This is a genomic window from Pseudomonas sp. GW456-E7 (assembly GCF_059424105.1).
On record NZ_JBWKZB010000041.1, the window covers coordinates 34887 to 58373 of the forward strand.

Annotated in this window: 20 protein-coding genes and 1 pseudogene; 1 reads left to right on the plus strand and 20 read right to left on the minus strand. The window is 62.7% G+C overall.

Annotation, left to right across the window (positions count from 1 at the left end):
* Positions 1–151: 151 nt before the first annotated feature.
* On the plus strand, positions 152–964 hold the full coding sequence (locus tag AC07YV_RS22855; protein WP_102701423.1) for a class I SAM-dependent methyltransferase: 813 nt from the start codon (positions 152–154) through the stop codon (positions 962–964).
* 14 nt (positions 965–978) lie between these two features.
* Here the strand turns inward: AC07YV_RS22855 and AC07YV_RS22860 are convergent, their stop codons facing one another.
* From AC07YV_RS22860 to AC07YV_RS22955, 20 genes and pseudogenes are all read right to left on the minus strand, one after another.
* Positions 979–1287, minus strand: a complete 309-nt coding sequence (locus AC07YV_RS22860; RefSeq protein ID WP_007973802.1) for an addiction module antidote protein — start codon at positions 1285–1287, stop codon at positions 979–981.
* A 2-nt stretch (positions 1288–1289) separates the two neighbouring features.
* Positions 1290–1578: pseudogene (locus AC07YV_RS22865) on the minus strand (type II toxin-antitoxin system RelE/ParE family toxin).
* Positions 1579–1775: 197 nt separating this feature from the next.
* A complete protein-coding gene (locus tag AC07YV_RS22870) occupies positions 1776–2471 on the minus strand; it encodes a GNAT family N-acetyltransferase (protein WP_102701422.1) in 696 nt (231 codons plus the stop codon).
* Between the two features lie 306 nt (positions 2472–2777).
* Entirely contained in the window at positions 2778–3572 is a 795-nt protein-coding gene (locus AC07YV_RS22875; protein WP_102701421.1) for a ChbG/HpnK family deacetylase, read from the minus strand.
* On the minus strand, positions 3544–4755 hold the full coding sequence (locus AC07YV_RS22880) for a GNAT family N-acetyltransferase (RefSeq protein WP_102701420.1): 1212 nt from the start codon (positions 4753–4755) through the stop codon (positions 3544–3546). The genes AC07YV_RS22875 and AC07YV_RS22880 overlap by 29 nt, the downstream gene beginning before the upstream one ends.
* 4 nt (positions 4756–4759) lie before the next feature.
* Positions 4760–5449 (minus strand): N-acetyltransferase, encoded by a 690-nt coding sequence (locus AC07YV_RS22885; RefSeq protein ID WP_102701419.1) that lies wholly within the window; start codon positions 5447–5449, stop codon positions 4760–4762.
* Between the two features lie 87 nt (positions 5450–5536).
* Complete coding sequence (locus AC07YV_RS22890; RefSeq protein ID WP_102701418.1) at positions 5537–7456, minus strand: hypothetical protein; 1920 nt, start codon at positions 7454–7456, stop codon at positions 5537–5539.
* Positions 7453–8757, minus strand: coding sequence for a lipopolysaccharide biosynthesis protein (locus AC07YV_RS22895; RefSeq protein ID WP_102701417.1), 1305 nt, complete (start codon positions 8755–8757; stop codon positions 7453–7455). Before AC07YV_RS22895 ends, AC07YV_RS22890 begins: the two co-directional genes overlap by 4 nt.
* Entirely contained in the window at positions 8754–9755 is a 1002-nt protein-coding gene (locus tag AC07YV_RS22900) for a polysaccharide deacetylase family protein (RefSeq protein WP_102701449.1), read from the minus strand. Before AC07YV_RS22900 ends, AC07YV_RS22895 begins: the two co-directional genes overlap by 4 nt.
* A gap of 12 nt (positions 9756–9767) precedes the next feature.
* On the minus strand, positions 9768–10904 hold the full coding sequence (locus AC07YV_RS22905) for a glycosyltransferase (protein ID WP_102701416.1): 1137 nt from the start codon (positions 10902–10904) through the stop codon (positions 9768–9770).
* Positions 10897–11865 carry a glycosyltransferase family 2 protein gene (locus tag AC07YV_RS22910; RefSeq protein ID WP_102701415.1) on the minus strand — a complete coding sequence of 323 codons (969 nt, stop codon included), beginning with the start codon at positions 11863–11865 and terminating at the stop codon, positions 10897–10899. Before AC07YV_RS22910 ends, AC07YV_RS22905 begins: the two co-directional genes overlap by 8 nt.
* Entirely contained in the window at positions 11862–13229 is a 1368-nt protein-coding gene (locus AC07YV_RS22915; RefSeq protein ID WP_102701414.1) for an O-antigen ligase family protein, read from the minus strand. The genes AC07YV_RS22910 and AC07YV_RS22915 overlap by 4 nt, the downstream gene beginning before the upstream one ends.
* On the minus strand, positions 13226–14320 hold the full coding sequence (locus AC07YV_RS22920) for a glycosyltransferase family 4 protein (RefSeq protein ID WP_102701448.1): 1095 nt from the start codon (positions 14318–14320) through the stop codon (positions 13226–13228). Before AC07YV_RS22920 ends, AC07YV_RS22915 begins: the two co-directional genes overlap by 4 nt.
* Entirely contained in the window at positions 14317–15909 is a 1593-nt protein-coding gene (locus AC07YV_RS22925; RefSeq protein ID WP_102701413.1) for a GumC family protein, read from the minus strand. The genes AC07YV_RS22920 and AC07YV_RS22925 overlap by 4 nt, the downstream gene beginning before the upstream one ends.
* A gap of 16 nt (positions 15910–15925) precedes the next feature.
* Positions 15926–16954: a polysaccharide biosynthesis/export family protein gene (locus tag AC07YV_RS22930; protein WP_102701412.1), complete on the minus strand. Its 1029-nt coding sequence runs from the start codon at positions 16952–16954 to the stop codon at positions 15926–15928.
* Between the two features lie 21 nt (positions 16955–16975).
* On the minus strand, positions 16976–17623 hold the full coding sequence (locus tag AC07YV_RS22935; RefSeq protein ID WP_102701411.1) for a CpsD/CapB family tyrosine-protein kinase: 648 nt from the start codon (positions 17621–17623) through the stop codon (positions 16976–16978).
* Positions 17624–18370, minus strand: a complete 747-nt coding sequence (locus AC07YV_RS22940) for a sugar transferase (RefSeq protein ID WP_102701410.1) — start codon at positions 18368–18370, stop codon at positions 17624–17626.
* 166 nt (positions 18371–18536) lie between these two features.
* Positions 18537–19541, minus strand: coding sequence for an NAD-dependent epimerase (locus AC07YV_RS22945; RefSeq protein WP_102701409.1), 1005 nt, complete (start codon positions 19539–19541; stop codon positions 18537–18539).
* On the minus strand, positions 19538–20890 hold the full coding sequence (locus tag AC07YV_RS22950; RefSeq protein WP_102701408.1) for a UDP-glucose dehydrogenase family protein: 1353 nt from the start codon (positions 20888–20890) through the stop codon (positions 19538–19540). Before AC07YV_RS22950 ends, AC07YV_RS22945 begins: the two co-directional genes overlap by 4 nt.
* A gap of 486 nt (positions 20891–21376) precedes the next feature.
* On the minus strand, positions 21377–23317 hold the full coding sequence (locus AC07YV_RS22955; RefSeq protein WP_102701407.1) for an acyltransferase family protein: 1941 nt from the start codon (positions 23315–23317) through the stop codon (positions 21377–21379).
* Positions 23318–23487 lie beyond the last annotated feature (170 nt).

Here is a 23487-nt window from a genome sequence, read left to right on the forward strand (position 1 = left end):
TTAACCACATTTCCCCCAAGGTCATTAACTATAGCTGGCGCCGAGAGCCGCCGTCGGTGTTGCGCGGATTACAAGTTCGCAACACCTGTCAGGAACATGTTGATCTAGACTCCGGCCGGTCAATTCGACGACCCGAACCCTGGAGCGTGCAATGGAACTGCCGACAAAAGAACAAGTCATCGCCAGCAACCGCGAGGCCTGGAATGACTCCGCCCGTCACCACAAAGACTCCAGCGAATGGCAAGCCTTGTTGAAGGGTGTGGAACAGGCGGATTTTTCCTGCCTGGATGACACCCTGACCGCGTTGCTGGCCCAGACCGGTGTCGATGGCAAGGAGGTGCTGCAACTGGGCTGCAACAACGGCCGCGAAAGCCTGTCGCTGTTCGCCCTGGGCGCGCGCAGCGTGGTGGGCGTCGACCAGTCCGGCGCATTTCTCGAGCAGGCACGGGAACTGGCTTCCCGCTCGCCCCACGCGCCGCAATTCATCGAAGCGGACATTCACCACTTGCCTGCACAACTGCAGGAGCGGTTCGACCTGGCGCTGATCACCATCGGGGTCTTGAACTGGATGCCGGACATCGGCGAATTCTTCCGCCATGTGGCGCGTACGCTGAAACCGGGGGGCGCGCTGGTGGTGTACGAAACCCACCCGTTCCTGGAAATGTTCGACCCCGAGGCCGCCGATCCTTTTCGCCCGACCAGTTCATACTTCCGTCGCGAACCGTTCGTGCAGCACGAACCGATCGTCTACGAGGGCAAGATCGAACAGCCGGCCGCGCCGTCCTACTGGTTCGTCCACACCCTGGGCGACCTCTTCGGCGCCGCCATTGCCGCAGGGCTGCAGATCCGTCACTTCAAGGAATACCCGCACTCCAACCGCGAAGAACTGTATGACCGCTATCAGCAGCAGGAGGCGCAGTTGCCGTTGTGTTTTACCTGGGTGGTGGTGAAGTCAGCGACATAACGCGCAGAATCAAATCAGAGATTTGAGTGATTGACCGTGTGCCCTGGTTGCGCGCAGAGATCTATGCCCAGGGCATGAATGACCTTCAGGACCGTATCGAAACGTGGTTTTGCTCCGGGCGCGAAGGCTTTGTAGAGGCTTTCGCGACCCATTCCCGAGTCTTTGGCAATCTGTGTCATGCCACGGGCTTTCACCACATAGCCGATAGCGCGAAGAAACTCCTCGTTGTCACCGTCTGCCAGTACCTGAGACAGGTACTCGCTAATGGCTTCATCACTGTCGAGCAGCGCCGCCATGTCGAAATTCGTCAAAGTCTGGCTCATGGTCAAACCTCCTTTGCCATTTTTTTTGCGCGTATCGGCGGTTTGAGATGACTTGTCACCCCCGGCCAGCAAGACAATGACGACACCGCCTCGCATCGTGAAGTAAACCCGGTATCCGGCACCCACGTCCACGCGCATTTCAGAAACGCCATCACCGACTGATTTGTTATCGCCGAGATTACCCGCAGATGCTCGGTCAATGCGACGAGCGATAGCTAGCTTGGCCCGCAAATCGCGAATTGAGGCGTGCCATGCTGCGAAATTAGTGGTTTGCTGGACAAGATAATTCATTGCTCGAATGTATCCAAATGGATACAGATGAGCAGTCAGACATTTCCGCGATCAGGTGGTTTTTTTCTGAGGAAGATGTAGGCGACTCCTTCGCGAGCAAGCCCGCTCCCACACCGGATTTGTGAACGACACAGATCAAATGTGGGAGCGGGCTTGCTCGCGAAGGGGGCAACACGGTTAAGCGGATAACCCCGTAATCAAGCCTGCGCCTGCGCCTGCGTCACCACCGGCCGCCCCGGTTTGCGTAGCGGATCCAGGCGTGAGCCGCTGTAGCGGGTTTCGCGGAAGAAGCGCCAGCGGCCGAACAGGCCGTAGACGTGGGTGACGCGGCCCTGTTCCTGGTAGCCCATGCGGATGTGCAGTTTCAGCGCGGGGATGTTGTGGGTCTCGCAGACGTCCACCACCTTGTTGCAGCCTTGCAGCGCCATGGCTTCCCAGAGGGCCACCTGGACATCCACGGACAGGCGGGTGCCGAAGTAGGCGCGGGTCATTTCGCCGCCGAATTCGAAGAATTCGCCTTCCTTGACCGGGAACCAGCAGCCGTAATAGTGACGGTCGAAATAATCCCGGGTGCTGCCCCAGATGAAGCCGATCGCATGGCCTTCGTCATCCAGGTACATATGTCCGGTATGACCTTCGGCGGCGAGCTCGGCCATGGTCCCGACACGGTCGCCGAAGTGCTTGGCAAACGCCGTGGCATTCTCCGGGGTGATGGTGACCTGGCGGACGGGAGAATAGGGCCTCAGCTTGTGCGGCGGTACCGGGCTGACCAGGTCGCGCTCCATCCACAGCAACTCCCAATGGAAGAACACATAGCGCTTCCACAGCGTACTGAACGTGCGACCCAGGCCCTTGCGCTTGATGTGTTCGTGAAGCTTGTCGAGTACGCTCATGAAGCCCTCCTTTAACCGAGGATTGGTGGTGTGTGGTGAAGGTATTGATGGGTATAGATCACCCGTGGCAAGTGCATGGCCATGTCTTTGCCATCAATGTATTTCAAGTTGTGTATCAGTCTTGACACAGTTTTCAGGCGTCAAAAAGCTGCTCGTCCCGGACGTATTCGGGAGGAAAAACAGCTGATTGAAAGGTGTACAACCTGTGGGAGCGAGCTTGCTCGCGATAGCGGTGGTTCAGTCAACAAAGAGGTTGAATGCTCAGGCCTCTTCGCGAGCAAGCCCGCTCCCACAGGGGATTGCGGTTTATTCGAGAACCACCTGCGCGCGGTGGGGCGCAGCCTCGCCAGCGGCGGTATAGGCCACCCGCGGCACCCCCGGCAAACGCTGTTCCAGCAACGCACTCAAGGACTCTCCCGGTTCCAGGTAGGCATCGCCGAAGTCGGCGCCGAGGCGGTTCGGGTGGGCGACGATTTCCAGTAGTCCGTCGGGCGGCGGCGCGGCGTTGCGCAGATCCACCGGGGTGCACACATAGTTGGCGGTGGTGCCGGCCAGGTGGCTCAGGCGACGGTTGAGCAGGTCCTTGAACACGCGCTTGGGCAGGCTGAGGTTTTGTCCCAGGTTGCGCGCCAGACGCACGGGCACTCCCTGGCGGGCGGCGAAGCGCGCGACGATCTCGCCGATCGGCCAGATGTTGTGCACGTGTTGATGGGAGTCCAGGTGACTGGGGCGCAAGCCGTTGTCCAGGCAGCGTTGCCACTGGGCTTCGAGTTCTTCGAGCACGGCGTGACGATCCCGGCGCCCGAGCCAGAGGCGGGTGCGGCGCAGGTTGAGGTCGAACACGCCGGCGCCGTCGCAAAAGGTCGGGCGCTGCACAATGCTCTGGCTCAACGGACGGCCGTAGGTCAGGTTGAAGTGCAGGCCGATGCGGCCTTCGAGCAACGGGTGCCGGGCCAGGACGCAGGCCGCTTCGAACGCCGGCATGTTGGCCATGGCGGTGGCGGAACTGATGAGCCCGGCCTGGAACGCGCCGAGGATCACCGCGTTTTCGCAGGCGCTGAGGCCGAAGTCGTCAGCGTTGACTATCACTTGCCGGGGCATGTTCAGCCTCCTTGGGTTTTTCCGTAGGCACAGGTGTTTTGACAGCCGGTGTCGCGACGGGCGCCGGGGTGGCGACTGCAGCCGCTGCACGCCGGGCGCGCCATTGCTGTAATCGGGGTTTGAAGCGTTGCCAGACCCGTAAGGCCAGCCCCAGCACCAGACCGCTCGGGCGCCAGGAGTAAAAACTCCAGCGCCAGTGTTCCAGTTGCACGGTCATGCGTTCGTGCAGTTGATGGCTGGAGTTTTCCAGGCTGACCCGTGACGCATCGATCCACTGCCAGTGGTCTTCCAGGCCCCAGCGAATCCACTCTTCGAGCAGCACCCGGCCGCTGCCCAGGTCGGCATATTGCGGCAGGAACGCCAGGTTGTAGTCGTACAGCCGGCCCTGTTCCAGCAAGCCGAGGCGATAGCTGATGCAGCGCCCCTCAAGCTCCAGCACCACCACGCGCACCAGGCCGCGGGCGGCCAGTGCAGTGAAGGCGTGGTCCATCCACTGGCGATGGCGTGCATCGGAAAAGATCCCGACCCCTTCATCGCCTTTCCAACTCACGGCTTCGACTTCAGCGATCTCCTGCAACAGCGGCCCCATGGTCAACGCGTCGGGGGTAATCCGCCGCAACCGGGCGCCACAGGCGGCGATGCGTTTGCGTGCGCGGCGCAGTTTGTAGCGCGGATCGCCGGAGACTTCCTGATGGTCGGCTTCGCTGATCAGGTGCACCGGCACTCGACAGCCGAGGCGTTGTTCGGCGGTCGAACTCAGCGCCTGCCACGGTGCCAGGGCCTGGGCCGTGGCACCGGCCAGTTCGTTCAATTGCAGCAAGGCATGGGGCAGGCGCTGGCGGATCTGCGTCAGCGCCTTGCCTAAAGCGTCGCCGTCCAGCCAGGTCAGCAGCGCGAGGCGGTCGGCGAGGGGATAGCCCAAATGATGCAGGACCCGAAATGGCACACGCGCAAAGCGCTCCACGGACGCCACCAGCGGCAGGCACAGCGCCAGTTCGTCACCTTGCCAGCCGAGCAGTACGTGCAACTGCTCGCCGGGTTTGAGTGCCTGTTCCGATGCGCATAGCCAGGCCAGGGTGTTGAACGGCGTGTGGTCCGTCACGCGCTGGCGCAACGCTTCGTAAGCCGCAGCGGGAAAGTCGTGGGTGCACAGCGAAGTGTGCCATTCGAATCGTAGCGTCATGGGATCACGTCGCCTCGGCGGTGGCAGGTTCACGCGCCGGTTTGCGCAAGGTTTCCAGGCGCGAGCCGGTGTAGCGTGTTTCGCGGAAGAAGCGCCAGCGGCCAAACAGTTCGTAGACGTTCATGATCCGTCCCTGTTCGTTGTAGCCGGTGCGTATATGCAGCTTGAGTGCGGGGATGTTGTGCCACTCGCACACGTCCACCACCTTGTTGCAGCCTTGGGCGTGCATGGCTTTCCACAGCTCGGTTTGCAGGTCCATCGACAGCCGGGTACCCCAGTAAGCCCTGGTCAGTTCGCCACCGAACTCGAAGAATTCCCCTGGCTTCACCGGGAACCAGCAACCGTAGTAGTGCTTGTCGTGATAGTCGCGGGCGGCCCCCCAGATGAACGCCACCGCGTCGCCCTTGTCGTCCAGGTGCATTTGCCCGGTGTAACCCTCGCGGGCCAGTTCGGCCATGGTCTCTACCCGGTCGCCAAAGTGACGGGTGAAGGCCACGGCGTTCTCCGGGGTGATGCTGACGACCCGCAGCGGCGGGTAGGCCTTGAGTTTGTGCGGTGGCACCGGGCTGACCAGGTCACGTTCCATCCACAGCAGTTCCTGGTGGGAAAACACGAAGTGCTTCCAGATTTTTTTCAGGGTGGCGCTCAGGCCTCTTTGCTTGATGTGTTCGCTGAGTTTGTGCATTGCACTCATGTTGTTGGCTCCTGACGGGATTGCCCGTGAGTGGAGTGATTCCTGCGCGCGGCGAAATGCCGACACGGCCAAGCACAAGCGGGGCGGTCATGAGGCGATCCAGCTGAGGGCGAACAGGGTTTGCCCGGGCAGCTCGAAGCTCACGCGACCGTCCCGGCAGTTGAAGGGCGCGTCGCGGCTGCGATTGTCGGCACCGAAGTAACGCAGGGCGCCCTTGCCCAGCGGGCAGGCCACACCGTTGAGGTCGACACGCTGCAAACGCGTGCCCTTGTTCACCCCCAGCAGCGTGCGCTTGAGGTCGTCGGCCATGGCCAGTGCATCGACTTCGAAGGCATCGTTGTCCAGGCGCACCACCTGGTGCAGCCAGTGTTGCCGGATGAACTGCTGGGCCAGGCCGACGGGTTTGAGTTCGAAATGATCATCGCCGAGCACCCGCAGCATGCCCTTGGGGTACTCGGGTTCGTCCGCGGCCTGGAACCAGCCGAGCATGTCGAGCAGGCCGTCCTGGGACGCGTTGATCACCACCGAAGCCCACCACAGCGAGGCGTAGTGGGTTTCCTGATCGTAAGGGCTGAGGCTGGCACCGCTGGACATGTTGGTCTGGTCGAGCAACAAGGCCTTGCGCGGCCGACCCTGGGCGTCGAGCCCCACCAGTTCGGCGGCACGGCGCACGCTGTCGCGGTAGACACGGGTTGCGAGCAGGTCGCGGATCATCCATTCGTGCCAGGCCAGGGCGTCAATCTGCTCGCCGTTGTCCTTGAGCAAGCGCCGGGCCCAATCGATGCCACGCCGCTCGCTGGCGTGGTCAGACAACGGGCCGTTGATAAAACGCGAGCTGGCCGGGATGGCGATGCGCACGCCGGCCCTGGCGTTGTCGGGGTTGCCGCGTACCTGCCGGGCCATGCTGTCGAACTGAGTCTGGAAACTGGCGTAGTCCGGGTAATTGAGGTTCGGCTCGTCGGCAAAACCGATGTAGTGCGTGCCCTTGCCGCCCAGGGCACGGGTCGCGGCCAGCCAGGCCTCGAGGCCGCCATGGCTGGTGCTGTCGGCGCGCAGTTCGGCCTGGCGCTGGCTGCCGGCCAACAGGGTGATGTCCTGGGTGATGCCGAACCGCTCCTGGTACAGGCGACGGAACGCGTCTTCGTAGTGCGGCCGCGTGGCCATGATGTCGACGAGGCTGTAGTAAGTCGCCGCCTGCGGTTTTAGCGCATCGAGCACGGCAAAGCTGGCGGGCGGTGGCATCACGTAGGGCAGGGCGATGCCCAGGTTCGGCGTGTTGCCGAGCAGGTCCTTGTGCAGGGTCAACCGGGTCCGGCCATCGTCCTCGTGCAGCGGCTTGAGCTGTTGCGGATTCTGCGCGAACAGATTGGCCGTGCCATCGAGCCAGAACGCCGCCTTGCCGCTGCCTTGCAGGCGCAGACGCCAGACCTGATCGCTGTCGGCGACCGGCAGTTCGGCCTTGTCGAATTGCCAATAGGCGCGGTAGGGCTTGAGGGTCAACGTCAGTTGCTTGCCGTCGCCCACGCGCTGGGCTTGCAGGGTTTGGACACCATCGTGGAACTTGCCGGCGAGGACGGCGTGTTCGCCGGCCGCGACCTTGAAATACAGCTCGTCGCCATCACGGGTTTCCGCGCTGAAATGCACCTTGGCCGGTGCGAACAGCGCCACCGTGCGCTCATCGTGTTCCACGCGGTAGCGGCGGAAACTGTAGCCCGGAATCTCCAGGCGATAACTGCTGGCACCCGGTGCCAGTGGCCAGCGCTGGCTGCCCTGGGTCTCGGCGGCGGCAATCGCCCGTTCGCCCGCAAGCTTGCCCTGGCCATCGAGCAGATACAGATGTTCTTCGTTGGCCCCGGCCTGCCACGCCGCCACCCATTGCACGCTCAGGGTGTCGGGGCGATCCGTTTGCAGGTACAGGCTGCCGTCGCGGATATCGGCCCAGCGCATCGGCCCGGCGTAGACGTCGACGCTCAGGCCAAGGCTCACCAGCAGCGCGAAATACTTCATGCCGACTTCCGTTGCAGCACCAGCAGCATCGGCGCGATATCGCTGGGCAGGATGATCAGGGTTTGCCAGAACGGCACCTGGCTCAGGCGGCAATACATCACCAGCAGGGCGACCGTCACCCCAAGGTAGGCGATGGACGAGGCCGCCGCCGCACCGACGATGCCGTAGGCCGGGATCAGCACCAGGTTCAGCGCCAGGTTGAGCAGGGCACCGAGGCCCATCAACAACGAAATCGAACCGGGACGATTCTTGCCCAGCAAGTCCAGGCGCAGGATGCTCGCGTAGCACAGCCCGAGCAGGCCCGGCAGCAGGGCGAGCAATGCCGGATAGGCCGGTTGGTAGGCCACGCCGAACAGCGTGACGATCAGCCATTCACCGATCAGCGCCATGCTCAGGCAGGCGCCGAGCATCACCGTGGCCGTCAGGCGCAAGGCCAGCGGCGTGACTTTGTCGATGCCGTCTTCCTGTTGCAGCAGGCGTTTCATCAGCGGCGTGGTCACCGCTTCCGGGACGATCAACAGCAACTCGGCGGCAGCGCTGGCCATGGCGTAGTGACCCAGCGCGGTGCTGCCGAGCAGGGCGCCGATGAACAGGTAGTCCGAGCGCAGGATCACTTGCTGGAACAGCAGGTCCGGATGGCTGCGGGCGCTGTAGCGCAGCAGTTCGTTCTGGCTGGCGCGGTCCCATTGCAGGGTCAGTGGCTGGTTGCGCTTGAGCCACACCCAACCGACCAGCACCACCAGGCTGATGCCCGCCAGCCAACTGATCAGCGCCGCTTCCAGCGCCGCGCTTTGCCACATCCAGAACAAGGCGAGGAACAGCAACAGCGGCACCAGCGACTCGATCAGGCGCAAGGCATTGAAGGCGACTACGCCGCCCGAGGCGTTGTGCAAGGTCAGCAAACCGCTTTTGAGCACCGTCAGCGGCACCGCCAGCAGCAACAGCCAGGCGAGCAGGCCCAATTGCGTGGTGATGTCCAGTTCACTGCCGAACTCGCGGGTCAGCGCCACCACCAGCAGGGTCAGCAACGCCGCCAGCAGGCAACCGAACACCAGCACCTGGCTGAGCAGCAATCCCATCGGTCGCTGCTTGGCCGCCTGATAACCCACCGCGGAGTTCAAGCCGCCGCTGGTGGCCGCGCTGATCAGGTCGGGCAGGGTGCTGAGCAAGGCAAACAGGCCGCGTTCGCTGGGGCCGAGAATCCGCGCCAGCAGCACGTTGCGCAGCAAGCGCAAGGCGATCATCGCGAGTTTGGTGCCCATGCTCAGGGCCAGATGCTTGAGGTAGTGGCTGCGGCTCATGGACGTGCCCCACGGTAGATGCGCCAGGACAGCAACTCGGGATTGCACGCGGTACGCTGGCTGACGCCGAAGCGCGGCAGGGCCAGCGGATCTTCGGTCCCTCGATAAATGCCGGTGCCGGTGCCCAGGGCAAACGGGAAGTCATGCCTGGCCACCTGTTGGCGCACCCGCGCATCGTTGTCGCCATTGGGGTAGCAATAGACCGGCAGCGGCCGGTTGCAACCGTGCAGCAGCGCGTCGCGACTGCGGCGCAGTTCTTCGTCCAGGCGTTGATCGTCGAGACCGGTGAGGATCGCGTGGCTGGCACCGTGGGGGCCGAAGCGCACCAGGCCGGACGCTTCGAGCGTACGCACCTGCTGCCAGTCCAGCGCCTGGGGCAACGACTCCTGCGGGCAGTCGTCGGTCAGGCGATTGAGGTCCGACGGCGACAGGGTCTTGAGGCTCTGCAGGAAATTCAGCAACGCCAGGCTGCGGCGCTGCTCGTCCGGGTCATCGCACAGTGTCGGCAACGGACGGCCCGCGAGTTGCAAGCGTTCGATCAGGTGCCGGCGTGCCTGTTCGCCATGGCTGTTCCACAGGGTTTCGCCGATGCTTTCCCACCAGAACCGCTGGCGGCTGCCGATGAAATCGGTGGACAGGAAAATGCTCGCCGGCACCTGGTATTCCCGCAGCAACGGGAAGGCATTCACTGCGTTGTCGCGCCAGCCGTCATCGAAGGTCAGCGCCACTTTCGGCCGCTCCGAGCGCGGCGTGCCGGGTTGCAGAATGTCCATCAGCGGCACGCAGTCGAAGTGTTTTTTCAACCACAGCAGCAGGTGTTCAAACGCCTTTGGCCCGACGCACAGTTCATTGCGATGGGGCAGTGCGGCGGCCCGGTCGCTGGCCAGCACCCGGTGCAGCATCAGGATCACCCCGGCGCCGTGCAGTTGATTGCGCCCGACCGGGGAATTGAGGTACAGCCAGCCACTGGTGCGTTTTAACAATTGCTTGATCGCCATGGCACGCATCTCTCATCGATTTTGCTCGGGGTTCCATTGGGCGTAACGCTGACCGCGCAGGAACTGCCACAGGCCAATGCTCATCCCGGCAAGGGTCACCAGAAGGAACGCGGCGAGGCGAAAGGGTTTGGGCAAGCGGTGTTGCGAATCCAGCAGGCCGGCAATGGCCACCGTGTAGCCGAGCAGTTGCGCGATCAGGCTCAGGCGATAGAAGTCGTGGTCTTCCCACAACCAGAAATTGCTCAGCAGCAACGGCAGCAACAGGATCGGCGCCAGTCGCCGGATCAGCTTGTGGCTGATCAGGGCAATCGCATACAGGCCGTGGGTCAGCGGATTGAGCAGCTCGCGGCGCTGGGCCAGGCTTTGCAGGCCACCGACCGTGACCCGCTGACGGCGGCGGAACTGCTTGTCGGCTTCGTCCACGCCCTGGTCGATGACCCGGGCCTGGGGCACGTAGACAATCTTTTTGAAGGCCGCCGGTGCGCAGGTGCTGATAAAGAAGTCGTCGTTGACCTCCGCCGGCACGTTCTGGAACAACTCGCGGCGCAGGGCGAGCAAGGCGCCATCGGCGGAGACCATGCAGCCGGTGCGATTTTCCACGTAGCGCAGCCAGCCTTCGTAATGCCGATACAGGCTGTCGCCAATGCTCAGGCCCTTGCCGGTCACCGGGATCACCATGTGCCCGGCGCAGCCACCGACCTGCGGGTCGTTGAGCGGTGCGAGCAGATGGCCGAGGGTGTCGGTGGACCATTGGTTGTCGGCGTCGGTGAACACCAGGATCGCGCCGCTGCTGATCGCGACCCCGACATTGAGCGTCGCCGCCTTGCCCTGGCGGGGCAGGTCGAGCACGCTGATGCGCGGGTCATCGACCCTGCGGGCGCAGGCCACGGTGTCGTCGGTCGAACCGTCACTGGCGAGGATGATGTGCAGCGAGCGGGCCTGGTAATCCTGGGCCAGCACGGTGCGCAGTTTTTCTTCGATATGCCGCGCCTCGTTGTGGGCGGCAATCACGATGCTCACGTCCATCGGTTGCGCCGGTCCGTGACGCGGTGCCCGATAAAAGGGTGCCAGCAACGTCAGTAACAGGGGATAGCCGAGGTAGGCGTAGACCGGTAGCAACAGGCACAACCAGAAAATGAATTCAGCCACGGGCGGGCCTCCTGGCATTCCAATGACAAAGGCTGAGGATGAATCCGGCGCCCGCCAGGTGCAGGCGCACCCAGTGCAGGCCCCAGAGTTGCAGGGTCAGGCGCGGGTCGTGGTGTTTGGCACTCTGGCGCAGGCTCAGGCCCAGGGCGGGCAGGAGAGTCAGCATCAGCATCAGCACCGCATGGTGGGGGAAGCCGTCGAGCAGGGCGGAAATGGCCAGGAAGTCGATCCCCCAGGCGACCATCGACAGTAGTGGAAAACGCAGCAGGCGCAGGCTCGGGCCATGGGTGCGCAACAGTTGCAGATGACTGCCCTGGCGCCACAGTTCCTTGCCCATCCATTCGCGCCAACTGCCTTCGTAGCCCCAGTGCAGCGCCACGCTCTGGTTCACCGAGCGCAGCCTGGCGCCGGCGTCGGCCAGGCGCATGGTCAGTTCCTTGTCCTCGCCGGTGCGCAGTTGTTCATTGAAACCGCCAACCTTGTCGAACCAGCGACGGCGCATCAGCAGGTTGGAACTGGGCAGCCATTGCACGGCATGCAGCGGCTGCGTATCGGGGCGCAAGGTGCGGCGCTGCCAGGCATCGGCGTACCACGGCGCTTCGGCCGGGGTGTGCAGGTCAAGCCCCATGACATCGGCCTGGCCGACGGATTCGAGGTCGAACAGCACTTCGAACCAGTTCTCCGGCATCTCGATGTCGGCATCGATAAAGGCCAGCCATTCACCCCGGGCGATCGCCGCGCCGCGATTGCGCAATGCGCCGATGAGCAGGCCGGGCAGGACCAGCACCTGGGCGCCGAACTGCCGGGCGATGTGCGGGCCCTGGTCGTCGGAGCCGTTGTCGACCACGATCAACTCGCATTCCACCCTGGCCGCATCGGCGGCATGTTGTGCCGCAAACAGGGTCCGGGCGATGTGCCGGGCTTCGTTGTACATCGGGATGACGATACTGATGCGGGTCATGCCTTGGCCTCCGTCAACGGGGCGTCTTCGGCCTTGGTGCGCAGCACGCTGGTCAACGCGAGCATGATCCACAGGTATTTGTGGTTCGGCGCGCTGAGGAACATCAGGAACAAGGTCAATGACAGAAAACTCATGCTCAGGTGGGTCATCACATCGGCTCGCGCTGCGTCCCCGCGCAACAGCCAGGCCCGGCGGGCGCGAAGCAGGTTGTACAACCCCAGCGCCAGCATGCCGACGAACATCAGGCCGGCGGGAATCCCCAGTTCACTGAAGATTTCCAGGTAGGTGTTGTGGGCGCGCCGGTACAGGTCTTGCGTCTCGCCCTTGATGGAAAAGGCCTTGGCGTAACCGGTGGTGGCGTAATGCAGCGGGAAGGTGCCGGGGCCGGTGCCGAGCAAGGGGTTCTCGGCAATCATCGAGCTGCCGACCACAATGTAGGAGGCGCGACGGCCCAGGGACGGGTCCTGGCTCTTGGCCCCGGAACTGAGGATGCTCAGCGACTGGATGCGCTCCACGTAACCGGCCGGCATCGCATAGAACCCCAGCGGAATCACAATCGCCAGGCCGAGCATGGCAAAGCCCAGGTGACGCGGACGAATGCGTGGCAACTGCGCACGGTAATGCCACGCACCGATCAACAGGCTGAGGAACAACACCACCAGCCCGGAACGGGAATCGGTCTTGGTCATGCCGCCCAGCAACAGGAGAGTGCAGCCCCCCCAGAACAACCGGTGCAACAGGTTCGGGCTGCGCACCACCAGCAACAGTGCCATGGGCACGGCGAAGGCGATCAGCAGGGCAAAGTTGTTCGGGTCCTTGAGCAGCCCGGAGGCGCGGCCCGCGTCCTGGTATTTGGTGGAGAACATGGCCATGGCGCAGGTCACCGCGACACTGATGGCGACCAGCCGGGCGAACATGTCGAGGTTCAACTCACGCGCCACCAGCAGGGTGATGACAAACAGAATCAGGCCGACGCTCAATTCGCGCAGGTGGCCCAGGGAGATGCCCATGTCGTCGGTGTTCAACAGGCTCAGCAGGTACAGCAGCATGAAACCGACCAGCAAGTGCCAGATATTGCTGCGCAGGCGATCGGCCGGCAGTTGCCGAATCGCCAGTTGCAGCATCAGGACCAGCGCCAGCGAGGCTCCGAGGAACTTGGAGCCCGATAACGCGTTGTCCTTGAACAACCCCTCGAACGGCAGGATGGCGACAATGCCCAGCAGGCCCCAGGCCGGCTTGCGGTACAGCACCGCGACACCCACCAGGCCCAGCACCGCGCCCGGCGCCAGGTACGGATAGGGGCTGGCCAGCAGACCGAGGCAGACCAGGCCGAGCAAACTGACGATCGAGAGTGGAAAAATCACGCGCGTGCCTCCCGTGCAGTGCGGATGTAAAGCTGCGACCAGCGTTCGGCCAGGGCCTTGAGGTCGTAGCGATCCCGTTGCGTACGTTTTGCGTTGTCGATCAACTCGCCGGCCAGTGCCGGGTCTCGCACCAGCGTGCCGATCTGGCGGGCGAGGGCGGCGCTGTCGGTGGGCGCGGCGAGCAGGCCGTTGTGGCGGTCCTGCACGACATCGGGAATCCCGCCGACGCCAAAGGCCACCACCGGCACGCCGGCCTGCATCGCTTCGAGCAGAATCATCGGCGTGCCTTCGGTGCGCGAGCTGATCACCAGCGCATCGAGTTGCCGCCACCAGGCGCGCATGTCGGTCTGGTAACCCGGCAAGGTGATGCGTGCCTGCATGCCGGCCTCGTCGATGCGCGCCTGCAGGCTTTCCCGCTCCGGCCCGTCGCCGAGCATCACCGCATCCAGTTGCGGATACTGCTGGCACAACGGGATCAGCGCATCGAGAAACAGGTCAGGGCCTTTTTCACTGCTCAGGCGCCCGACGTAACCGGCCAGCCAGCGTTGACGTGCGCCACTGTGCGGCAGCAGGTCGTTGGCCGCCGGCAAGCCGTTGGGGATCACCTGCAACTTGTCCGTGCGCACGTTGGCCTGGCGATGCAGCACCGCAATGCTTTCGGCGACACACACCACCCGGTCCACCGAAGCCGTGCGGCACAGTTGCAGGCTCAGCCAGGTGTAGAACTTCTGCTTGCGGCTGCGCGGGGTGAAGCCGTGCTGGGTGATCACCAGGGGCAGGCGCAACAGCGTGGCGCCGACCCAGCCGAACAGCAGGCCCTTGAAGTTGTGCGTATTGATCAGTGGCCGCCGGTCCCGACGCTGGCGCAAATGCCCCAGCAACGCGCCCAGGCCCGCGCAGCCCAGGCAATCGACACCGGCCTGGCGAAAACGCGCGATCAGCTCTGGCGGGGCATCGAGAAACAGCACCTGGTGCTGCCCCGGCGTCGCCAGGCAATGGTCCAGCAGCATCCGCTCGGCCCCATAGAAGCCGCCGCTGCTGAGCAAATGAATGATCGGCAGGTCGCGGGGGGTGCCGAGCGCCGCGTTCAATTGCGCACCCAATGCACGAGGGCCGGAACGCTCCAGTTCTTGTGCGGATTGTTTGGCAGGACGCTTTGATCGTTGAGCACCAGCAGCACCGGCAAGCCCAGTTCATGGCTGATTTGCGCAGGGTGCTTGAAGCGGTGGTCGAAGAACTCACGCACGTAGACCAGGGCAATCGCCAGCAGCAGACCGGTGAACAGCCCGAACGGAATGATCAGCAGCGGTTTGGGAAACGCCGCCTCAGTCGGTTCGAACGGCGGGCTGAGCACCCGGGCGTTGGACAGGTCGTTGTCCAGCGCACGCGCGGTGCTGCTTTCGGCGAAGCGCTGGGCATAGGTGGAGAACGCCGCATGCAACGCATCGATCTCGGTGTCCATCTGCCGCAGCTTGCTCTGGGTTTCCTGCAACTGGTGGATGCGGTTCTTGAACTCGGCAATGCGCGCGGTTTTCTGGTCGATGACCGAGCTGACCGTCGCCAGGTCGCTGGTGCGCTCCTGGATCCGGTTGCTGACAATCTTCAGGAACTGCCCACGGGTGCGGGTGATCTGCTCACGTGCCAGCAGCATCGGCTCACTGCTGGGCTGGAAGATCGCCAGGTCGCTCATGTAGCGGCTGACCAGGGTCGTCAGTTGCTCACCCAGCTGCTTGATCTCGCGGTCTTCGAACGCGACGTTGTCGACCGTGGTGGTGAAGGTGTAGGGGAAGGTGTAGTCGTTGAACCGGGCGTTGTTGGCGCTGGCCAGGTTGGTTTTCAGGTATTCGAGCCAGCGCTGGCTTTGCAGCAACCGGTCCTGATACAGGTTCAGCGCTTGCTCCTCGGTGTTGATCGCGTTGAGGCGGAACGTGATTTCTTCCTTGGGATCGGACGAGCCGATCTTTTCGAGCAAGGCCAGGCGGTTGGCTTCCAGGCCATCGAGACGCACCTGGTACTGCAATTTCTTGGTTTCGTAGAAGCTCTGCGGCAGGTCGATCGATTGCATTTCCTGGCGGTTGACCAGGTAGTTCTGCAGCAGGGCGGCGACGAAGCGGGTGCCCTGGGCCGGGTCAGGGAAGCTGTAGACGATCGAGATCACGTTGGAGCCTGGCAAGGTTTCAACCTTGAGGGCGTCGGACGCTTCCTGCGTGAGGACATCGAGCGCAGTGTCGCGTACCGGATCGGTCTGCAGCCCCAGCATGTTGCGAAGCGGGTTGATCACCTGCTCGCGAACGGGATTGCTGACATACCGTTTGAACGGCTGCACCAGCAGTTTGTTGAAGACGCTCACGGGCGGTGTGTACTCACCCTTTTCGCGCAACTGGTCGATGGTCTGGCGAATCAAGGCCGGCGAACGCAGGATATTGCTCTCGGTCTCCATGTCCGCCAGCGACGGCGGAATGAAGGACGCGTTCTCCTGGTTGAGGGTGCTGGTGGCATCCCCCTGGGAGAGCTTCTTGGACTGCACGATCACCTGGGCGGTGATATCGAAGCTCTGCTTGAGCATCAGCGGCAAGACCACGGCGATCACTGCAAAGATCAGGAATACTCGTTTCACCAATTGCTTGTTGGCGAAGAAGATCCTGAAGAACTCATGCAGGTAGTTTTCCTTTGGATTCATGGCGGTCACCTGTGAGTTAGTCGTTGCTGTCTTTGTTGTCGACGCGATAGCTGAAGCTCATGCCCACGCCCTGGAACAACACCACGTCCGCCAGTTGCCGGGCGAGTTCGCCGGCGCTGGCCAGTTTGGTCTTGGGCACGTACAGCATGTCGTCCGCCTGCAGGTAGGCGATCTGCGAGGCATCGCCGGACAAGGCTTTCTCCACGTCATAACGATGCGCGACCACCTGGTTGCCGTTGCGCCGCATGATCATCACCGAGTCCAGGCGCGCCTTGACGTTGGAGCCGCGTGCCATGGTCAGGGCCTCAAGCACTGATACCGGGCGGCGGATCGGGTAGGAGCCCGGCTGGCCGACTTCACCCAGCACAAAGATCTCGTTGCCGGCGGTGGACTTGAGCAGCACGTCCACGGTCATGCGGCCCGGCAAGGTGGCGTAGCGTTTATTGAGGTAGGCCTCCAGTTGGTTGACGGTCATGCCTTGCAGCGGCACGGAGCCGATTTCCGGGAAGCTGGCGTAGCCGTCGGTGCCCACGGTGATTTCCCGGCTCATGCCGGTGCCGGGGTGGTTGAGCACGGACTTGAGGTTCTGTTCATTGGTCAGCGGGCTCACCAGGTTCACCGACAGCTGATTGCGGTTGGGCTGGAACAGCTGTTTGCGGTCGTAGGCGCGCTGAATCGCTTCGCGTGCCTGATCGCGCGTCAGCCCCTCGATTTTCACCGAGGTGTTGGCCCCTGGCAGTTCAATGGTGCCGTCGGGTAGCACCAACTGGTTGCCGTTGAGCTGGCTGGCGGCGGTGAAGTTCAGCGAGATCATGTCCCCGGACTGCACGCGATAGGCGTCGGAACCACTGGTGCTGATGTGGAAAATCACGTCCAGTACATCTTGTGGCCGCAAGGTCTGCTCGACCTTGGGCACGTCGGTGGCCTGGGCATTGGCCGGCGGGGCCGTGAGGATCTGCACCGGCATGCTTTGGGACTGGTCGGAGGAAGTGCTGGAGCAACCTGCAAGCGGCAGCAACAGCAGGACAAGCATCTTGGCGTTCATGGCGTCATCCTTTCTGGTGGCTCACAGGTTTTTGTACAGCCACTTGGGCATGTAGTACTTGCGTCGGTTGAACACGCTGCCGACCAGTTTCGCGCCGGCCTGGCTCAGGCGCTGGGCCGCGGCCTGGGCCACTTCCCAGCGAGTGTCTTCAGAGCGCACGACCATGACCACGCCGTCCGCCTGGGTGCTGATGGCCAGGGTGTCGGAATCCGAATACACGGCATCGCCATCGATCACTACGAAGCGGTACTGACTGCCGAGTTGATCGAGCAGCGGGCCCAGGCGTTCCGGTGTGAGGTGTTCGTTGCCCCGGGAGTGGCGGCCGAACGGCAGCACGTGGAACGGCAGGCTGGACACGTCCACCACACAGTCCTGCAACAAGGGCGGGTTCTGGGTGTTGAACAGCAAGTCGTGAAACCCCCGTTCCCGGGTCAACCCCAACTGTTGCGTGAGGTTGGTCGCCGACTGGCTGGCGTCCACTAGCAGCACCAGGCCGCTGCTCATCTGCGCCAGTTGGCTGGCCAGCGCCAGGGCGCTGGTGGTGGTGCCCGCGCCGGGGTTGGCGGCGGTCAGGAACAGGATCCGCAGGTCCTGGTCCAGCACGGTCGATGTCAGGTTGGACTCGCTCGGGCTGGCAATGCTGAGGCTTTTAGCAGTTGAACCGTCCATTTAACTCGCTCCGTGGCCGCTGAATACTTTGAAAGGGGTTTTCAACAGAATCTTCAAATCAAGCAGCAGGCTCTGTTGGGCGATGTAACGCAGATCCAGCTCGACACGCTGGTCGAAATCGATATTGCTGCGCCCGGAGATCTGCCACAGGCCGGTCATGCCGGGGTAGATACTCAGGCGAACGAGGTGATTGTCCTTGTAGCGGTAGGCGTTGAACGAAGTGGGCCTGGGGCCGACAAGACGCATGTCGCCGCTCACTACGTTGAACAGGTTCGGCAGCTCGTCGAGACTGGTGCGCCGCAGAAAGCCGCCGATGCCGGTGATGCGCGGGTCCTTGTCGATCTTGAAATCGATGGCGTCGGCGCCGTGCTTGTTCAGGTGCCGCAGGGACTCCTTGAGCTCCTCGGCGTTGATGACCATGGTGCGGAACTTGTACATGCCGAACAGGCGGCCGCGGTAACCGGTGCGCTTTTGCACGAACATCACCGGCCCCGGGCTGGTGCACTTGATGGCCAGCGCCAGGCCCAGCAGCACCGGCGCAATCAGCACCAGGATCAGCAGCGCACCGCAGCTGGCCAACACGCGGTTGGTGCGCGACAGGGTCCAGGGTCGGCCACCGTCGCGACCGGTAATCCAGCCACGTCCCTGCATGTGAATGGCGGCGTCCATGCGCATGCGGTGCTCGGGGTCCATGCGCTTGTCTCTGCGCATTGCATCCAGGGGCACACTTTTCTCATGACCAGTCATAATTCCTCCGCAAAGTTCAGCCGCGTGCGGCGTGGGCGATAGGCAGTTAGTTAGTGCTAAACAGATTATTGTTTAGTTAATTGTTTTTTATCGCTTTGTTACTTAGTTAATTGGTATTAGTCAGTTAATTACTTATTTGATTAGTGTTAAATGTTTAATTACTTGGTTAGTAGTAAGCGCGGAACCAGGCAACGAAGCGCCCAAGTCCCTCATCCAGCTCGATGCGCGGCTGGAAATCGGTCGCGTGTGCCAGGTCGCTGGCATCGGCGCAGGTGTTGAGCACATCGCCGGGTTGCAGCGGCAGCAGCTCGACCCGGGCTTTGTGACCCATGTGTTTTTCCAGCAACGCCAGATAGTCCTTGAGCGCTACCGGGTGCTGGCCGCCGATGTTGAAAATCCGCCAGGGCGCCATGCTCGTGGCCGGGTCCGGGTGTTCGCGGTCCCATTGGTCATTGGCTTGCGGTGGGCACTCGATCAGGCGCGTGATGCTCTCGATGATGTCGTCGATGTAGGTGAAGTCCCGCTGGTGCTCGCCGTAGTTGAACAGCTTCAGTGGCTGATCTTCGGCGATGGCCCGGGCGAACTGGATCGGCGACATGTCGGGCCGTCCCCAGGGGCCGTATACCGTGAAGAAGCGCAGCCCGGTGCAGGGAATGCCGAACAGGTGGCTGTAGCTGTGGGCCATCAACTCGTTGGACTTCTTGGTCGCGGCATACAGCGAGAGCGGGTGATCGACACCATCGCGCACCGAGTAGGGTGTGTGCTGGTTGGCGCCATACACCGAGCTGGACGAGGCGTAGATCAAGTGTTTGACCGGGTGCTTGCGGCAGCTTTCGAGGATGTTCAGGAAACCGCTCAAGTTGCTGTCCAGGTATGCCCGGGGATTCTCCAGGGAGTAGCGCACTCCGGCCTGGGCGGCGAGGTGGATCACCACCTCGGGTTTCTCCCTGGCAAACAGCGCCTCTATGGCCGGCGTATCGGCCAGGTCAACCGTTGCGAGCTGGAAAGGGCGTGCCTGCTCCTGCACCCAACGCACACGATCGTGCTTGAGTTGCGGGTCGTAGTAGCTGTTGAAGTTGTCCAGGCCGAACACCTGGTGGCCGTCGCGCAGCAGTCGCAGCACGCAATGGGCACCAATGAAGCCGGCCGCTCCGGTGACGAGAATCTTCATGGACGCAAGGCCTCGGGCACGATGTGGCGCAAGCCGATGCCGCTGTAGTGCAGGCCGGCAGCCGCCACCTGTTCCGGGTTGTAGAGGTTGCGCCCGTCGACGATCACCCGGCAGCGCAGTTTGCTCGCCAGCAGGTCGAAGTCGACCACGCGGAAGTTCTTCCACTCGGTGCAGATCACCAGGGCATCGGCGTCTTCGAGTGTGTCATCGCGGGTGGCGCACAGATGCAGGTCGTCGCGGTAGCCGTAGAGGCGCCGGCATTCGGACATGGCTTCCGGGTCGTAGGCCTGCACGCTCGCGCCTTCGGCCCAGAGTGCCTCCATGAGATAACGGCTGGGGGCTTCGCGCATGTCATCGGTGTTGGGTTTGAACGCCAGGCCCCACAAGGCGATGGATTTGCCGGCCAGCCCGCCGGGAAATTGCGCCTTGAGTTTGCTGAACAGGATATGGCGCTGGAGGTCGTTGACCTCGGTCACGCTACGCAGCAGACGCAAGGGCATGCCGCAGTGCTCGGCGGTGTGCAGGAGGGCGCGCAGGTCCTTGGGGAAGCAGGAACCGCCGAAGCCGCAACCGGGGTAGATGAAGTGGTAACCGATGCGCGGGTCCGAACCGATGCCTTTGCGCACCGCTTCGATATCGGCGCCCAGCAACTCGGTGAGGTTGGCCAGTTCGTTCATGAAGCTGATGCGCGTGGCCAGCATCGCGTTCGCCGCGTACTTGGTCAGCTCGGCACTGCGATTGTCCATGAACATCAGTTTTTCGTGGTTGCGGCAGAACGGTGCGTAGAGGTCGCTCATCTGGCTGCGGGCTTCATCGTCGGCGGTACCGACGATGATCCGGTCCGGGCGCATGCAATCGGCCAGGGCACTGCCTTCCTTGAGAAACTCCGGGTTGGACACCACCCGAACCTTCAACGAGCCTTTGCCGCGGCGCTGCAACTCTTCGACAGCGGTGGCACTGACCTGGTCCGCCGTGCCGACCGGCACCGTGGACTTGATGATCAGGGTGCGGTCGGCCTCCATGTAATTGGCAATCTGCCGGGCCACGTTCAGCACATGGCTGAGGTCGGCGGAACCGTCTTCGTCGGCGGGCGTACCGACGGCGATGAAGATCAGATCGGCATGCTCCACCGCATCGCTGGCCTGGGTGGTGAAGAGCAGGCGACCGGCCTTGATGTTTTCTTCAAGGGTGGCGGAAAGCCCTGGCTCACTGATCGGTGGCACGGCCTGTTGCAGTTGCCGGATCTTGTTCGGGTCGATGTCGACGCACAGGACACGATGCCCGACATCGGCCAGTGCCGCTGCTTGTATCAGGCCAACATAGCCCGTACCAAATACGCTCACGTCCATATTGGCGTGCCTCGTAAGACGGTGGAGAGTCGCGAAGTGAAAACTGTAAAAAGGGGTATAGACCAGCCTCGGAAAACCGCGTCAACCATCCGGCATGTTAAAAGGGCAAGACACCCCCAAACTCGGGGGGGCCAAATGCCATCAACCTCGCACCAGTGTTGGGTTTTCCCCCGATTTCGGGCTTTTGGCGAGAGTCCAAAGAAAGCGATAAACGGTCGTAAGCCGCGAAATACAAGGGCTGTAGCAGCTTGAGTGTGTCAGATTTGAGTCACCGGTTTATTGACGCTTTTCCCCAAGGTCCGACAGCTCTTGCGCGTATGTGGCGATATGCCAGCGTCAAGAATCGACCGACAATCTATTGGCATGTTGCCTTTCGAGGTCATTGCAAAATTCAATGATCTGACAGGTCGACGGGGGGCTGGCCAATGGCATTTTCATGAGCCGGGCGCACCTTCTACCGGAGCGCCCGTGAGCGGGGAAGCGGCGTCAATTGACCACGCTGGCACCCCGCCTTGCGTCGGCGGTTTGCGGTTTCGCCCTGGGGTCGTGCAGCAGGGAGAAGCCACGATCGAGCAAGGTGTGGCCGATAAACCGCGAGCCCACTTCGTTCAAGTGTGAGTCGTCCAGGTACAGCAACTGACCCTCGATGATCGGACTGCACACGCCGGCCGGGCATATCACCTGGTTGGGGTCGATGAAGCGTATCTGCGGGAACCTGGCCCGCACGTCCGCCCAATAGGGCGCCAGAGCGCTCTGGGCGACCGAGCAGTTGCGGCCGGTGCCGAACATCAGCCGGCGAATCGGGCAACTCGCGGCCTTTTCGATGTGCTGGTTGCTCAGGATGACGATCACCTGGCCGCTGTTCTCCACCACCCGCCGCAGGCTCGCTTCGACCAGATCCCTGGCCCGGTCATCCTTGGGCCAGATCGCCGCCAGTACCACGTAGCGATACTTGTTCTGCTCGATCAGGCTGAACACCCGCTCGTTGCGTTTCGCACAATGGGCCGCATACACCGGAGGCATTTCGGCGGTGTAGCCGAGGATCGGCGGGCAGGAGTCCATGGTGTAGTCCATGAGCATCATGTTGTCGGGCCTGGCCAGAATGTCGACCATGCCGGTGAAGTGATTGGCAAACGAGTCGCCGATCATGATGCCGTCCAGCTCATCCTTGGTTGCACCCAATCGGCAGTGCTCATTGGGTTCGGTCTGGTACAGCGCATTGGGCACATGGCAGCCGCGGCGGACCTCGGCAGGCTTGTTCAGGGTCATCCCTTCAAGCGCTGAAACGTCGGCGTTGAAGCGTTGTGGAAAACCGTTGAACTGCAGGCTCAGCCCCGCCAGCACGGCCAGCCCCAACGCCGGAAGGGCAAACCGGCGGGTGAACACCCGGGCAAAGTGCAGGCCTGCCCCGGTACGGCGAAACGGCACCTCGACGTACCGCCAGGACAGCCACGACAGCAGGACAGAGGCGGCCATCAGCAGCGCGCCCACGGGCAGGTCGATGGGGATTTCCACGTAGTTCAGGAAGGCAATCAGCGGCCAGTGCCACAAATACAGCGAGTAGGAGATCAGGCCGATAAACACCATGGGCCGGCTGGTGAGCAAGCGTGAGTGGCGTTCACCGCTGCCGGCCAGGATCAGCAAGGCGGCGCCCAGGCAGGGAATCAGGGCGTTGATCCCGGGAAAGGTGGAGTCGGGGTTCAAGGCAAATAGCGAGAAACCGATCAGCAGGTAGCCCGCCAGCGCATAGCCATGGGCCGCCCGTTTGCCGATTACGCGCGGTGAATGGAGGTAGATCGCCAACAGCCCGCCCAGCATCAGTTCGAAAAAACGCGTGGGCAGCAGGTAGTAGGCGGCCGTGGCGAAGACCCCCGTCGCGTACTCGGAAACCCCCACCGCCAGCACCACGCCGATGGCCAGCACGGGCAACACGTAACGCGGCGCCAGCCGATACAGCAACACGATGAACAGCGGCCAGATGACGTAGAACTGCTCTTCGATACCCAGCGACCAGGTGTGCAGCAAAGGCGCTTCGCTGGCATCGGCGGCGAAGTAGTTACCGTACTTGACCCAGATGTAGATATTCGAGACGCCCAGCAGCGAGAGCAGGGCGCTGACGTTGAGCCGGACCAGATCGACCGGAGACAGGATGAAGGCCCCGGCGATCACGGTCGCCAGCAGCACCGTCGCCAGCGCCGGCACGATGCGGTTGATGCGCCGCTGATAAAAGCCCTTGAGCGAGAACGCATTGCGCTTGACCTCGGAAAACACCTGGGAAGTGATCAGGAATCCCGAGATGACGAAGAAGATGTCGACGCCCACGTAGCCGCCGGGCAACAGGCTCGCCTTGAGGTGATGCAGCAACACTGCAATCACCGCGACAGCGCGCAGCCCATCTATGTCGGAGCGATACTTGCCTTGAGCCATGCGCCTGCCCATCCCTAAAACCGCAGCCATCCATCGATGTCCGACCCGTGACAATCGCTGTCAGGCTTGCGGACACTCAACCCACCCATCATTTGTAGCTGGAAACCGGGGGTACGCAAAAAACGATGGCATCCGAGGCGCACGAGCGTGGTTTTTTGTGGGAGCGGGGC

Coding starts and splice junctions, on each gene's coding strand:
- AC07YV_RS22855 (WP_102701423.1), top strand. CDS start 152: ATGGAACTGCCGACAAAAGAACAAGTCATCGCCAGCAACCGCGAGGCC.
- AC07YV_RS22860 (WP_007973802.1), bottom strand. CDS start 1,287: ATGAGCCAGACTTTGACGAATTTCGACATGGCGGCGCTGCTCGACAGT.
- AC07YV_RS22870 (WP_102701422.1), bottom strand. CDS start 2,471: ATGAGCGTACTCGACAAGCTTCACGAACACATCAAGCGCAAGGGCCTG.
- AC07YV_RS22875 (WP_102701421.1), bottom strand. CDS start 3,572: ATGCCCCGGCAAGTGATAGTCAACGCTGACGACTTCGGCCTCAGCGCC.
- AC07YV_RS22880 (WP_102701420.1), bottom strand. CDS start 4,755: ATGACGCTACGATTCGAATGGCACACTTCGCTGTGCACCCACGACTTT.
- AC07YV_RS22885 (WP_102701419.1), bottom strand. CDS start 5,449: ATGAGTGCAATGCACAAACTCAGCGAACACATCAAGCAAAGAGGCCTG.
- AC07YV_RS22890 (WP_102701418.1), bottom strand. CDS start 7,456: ATGAAGTATTTCGCGCTGCTGGTGAGCCTTGGCCTGAGCGTCGACGTC.
- AC07YV_RS22895 (WP_102701417.1), bottom strand. CDS start 8,757: ATGAGCCGCAGCCACTACCTCAAGCATCTGGCCCTGAGCATGGGCACC.
- AC07YV_RS22900 (WP_102701449.1), bottom strand. CDS start 9,755: ATGGCGATCAAGCAATTGTTAAAACGCACCAGTGGCTGGCTGTACCTC.
- AC07YV_RS22910 (WP_102701415.1), bottom strand. CDS start 11,865: ATGACCCGCATCAGTATCGTCATCCCGATGTACAACGAAGCCCGGCAC.
- AC07YV_RS22925 (WP_102701413.1), bottom strand. CDS start 15,909: ATGAATCCAAAGGAAAACTACCTGCATGAGTTCTTCAGGATCTTCTTC.
- AC07YV_RS22930 (WP_102701412.1), bottom strand. CDS start 16,954: ATGAACGCCAAGATGCTTGTCCTGCTGTTGCTGCCGCTTGCAGGTTGC.
- AC07YV_RS22935 (WP_102701411.1), bottom strand. CDS start 17,623: ATGGACGGTTCAACTGCTAAAAGCCTCAGCATTGCCAGCCCGAGCGAG.
- AC07YV_RS22940 (WP_102701410.1), bottom strand. CDS start 18,370: ATGACTGGTCATGAGAAAAGTGTGCCCCTGGATGCAATGCGCAGAGAC.
- AC07YV_RS22945 (WP_102701409.1), bottom strand. CDS start 19,541: ATGAAGATTCTCGTCACCGGAGCGGCCGGCTTCATTGGTGCCCATTGC.
- AC07YV_RS22950 (WP_102701408.1), bottom strand. CDS start 20,890: ATGGACGTGAGCGTATTTGGTACGGGCTATGTTGGCCTGATACAAGCA.
- AC07YV_RS22955 (WP_102701407.1), bottom strand. CDS start 23,317: ATGGCTCAAGGCAAGTATCGCTCCGACATAGATGGGCTGCGCGCTGTC.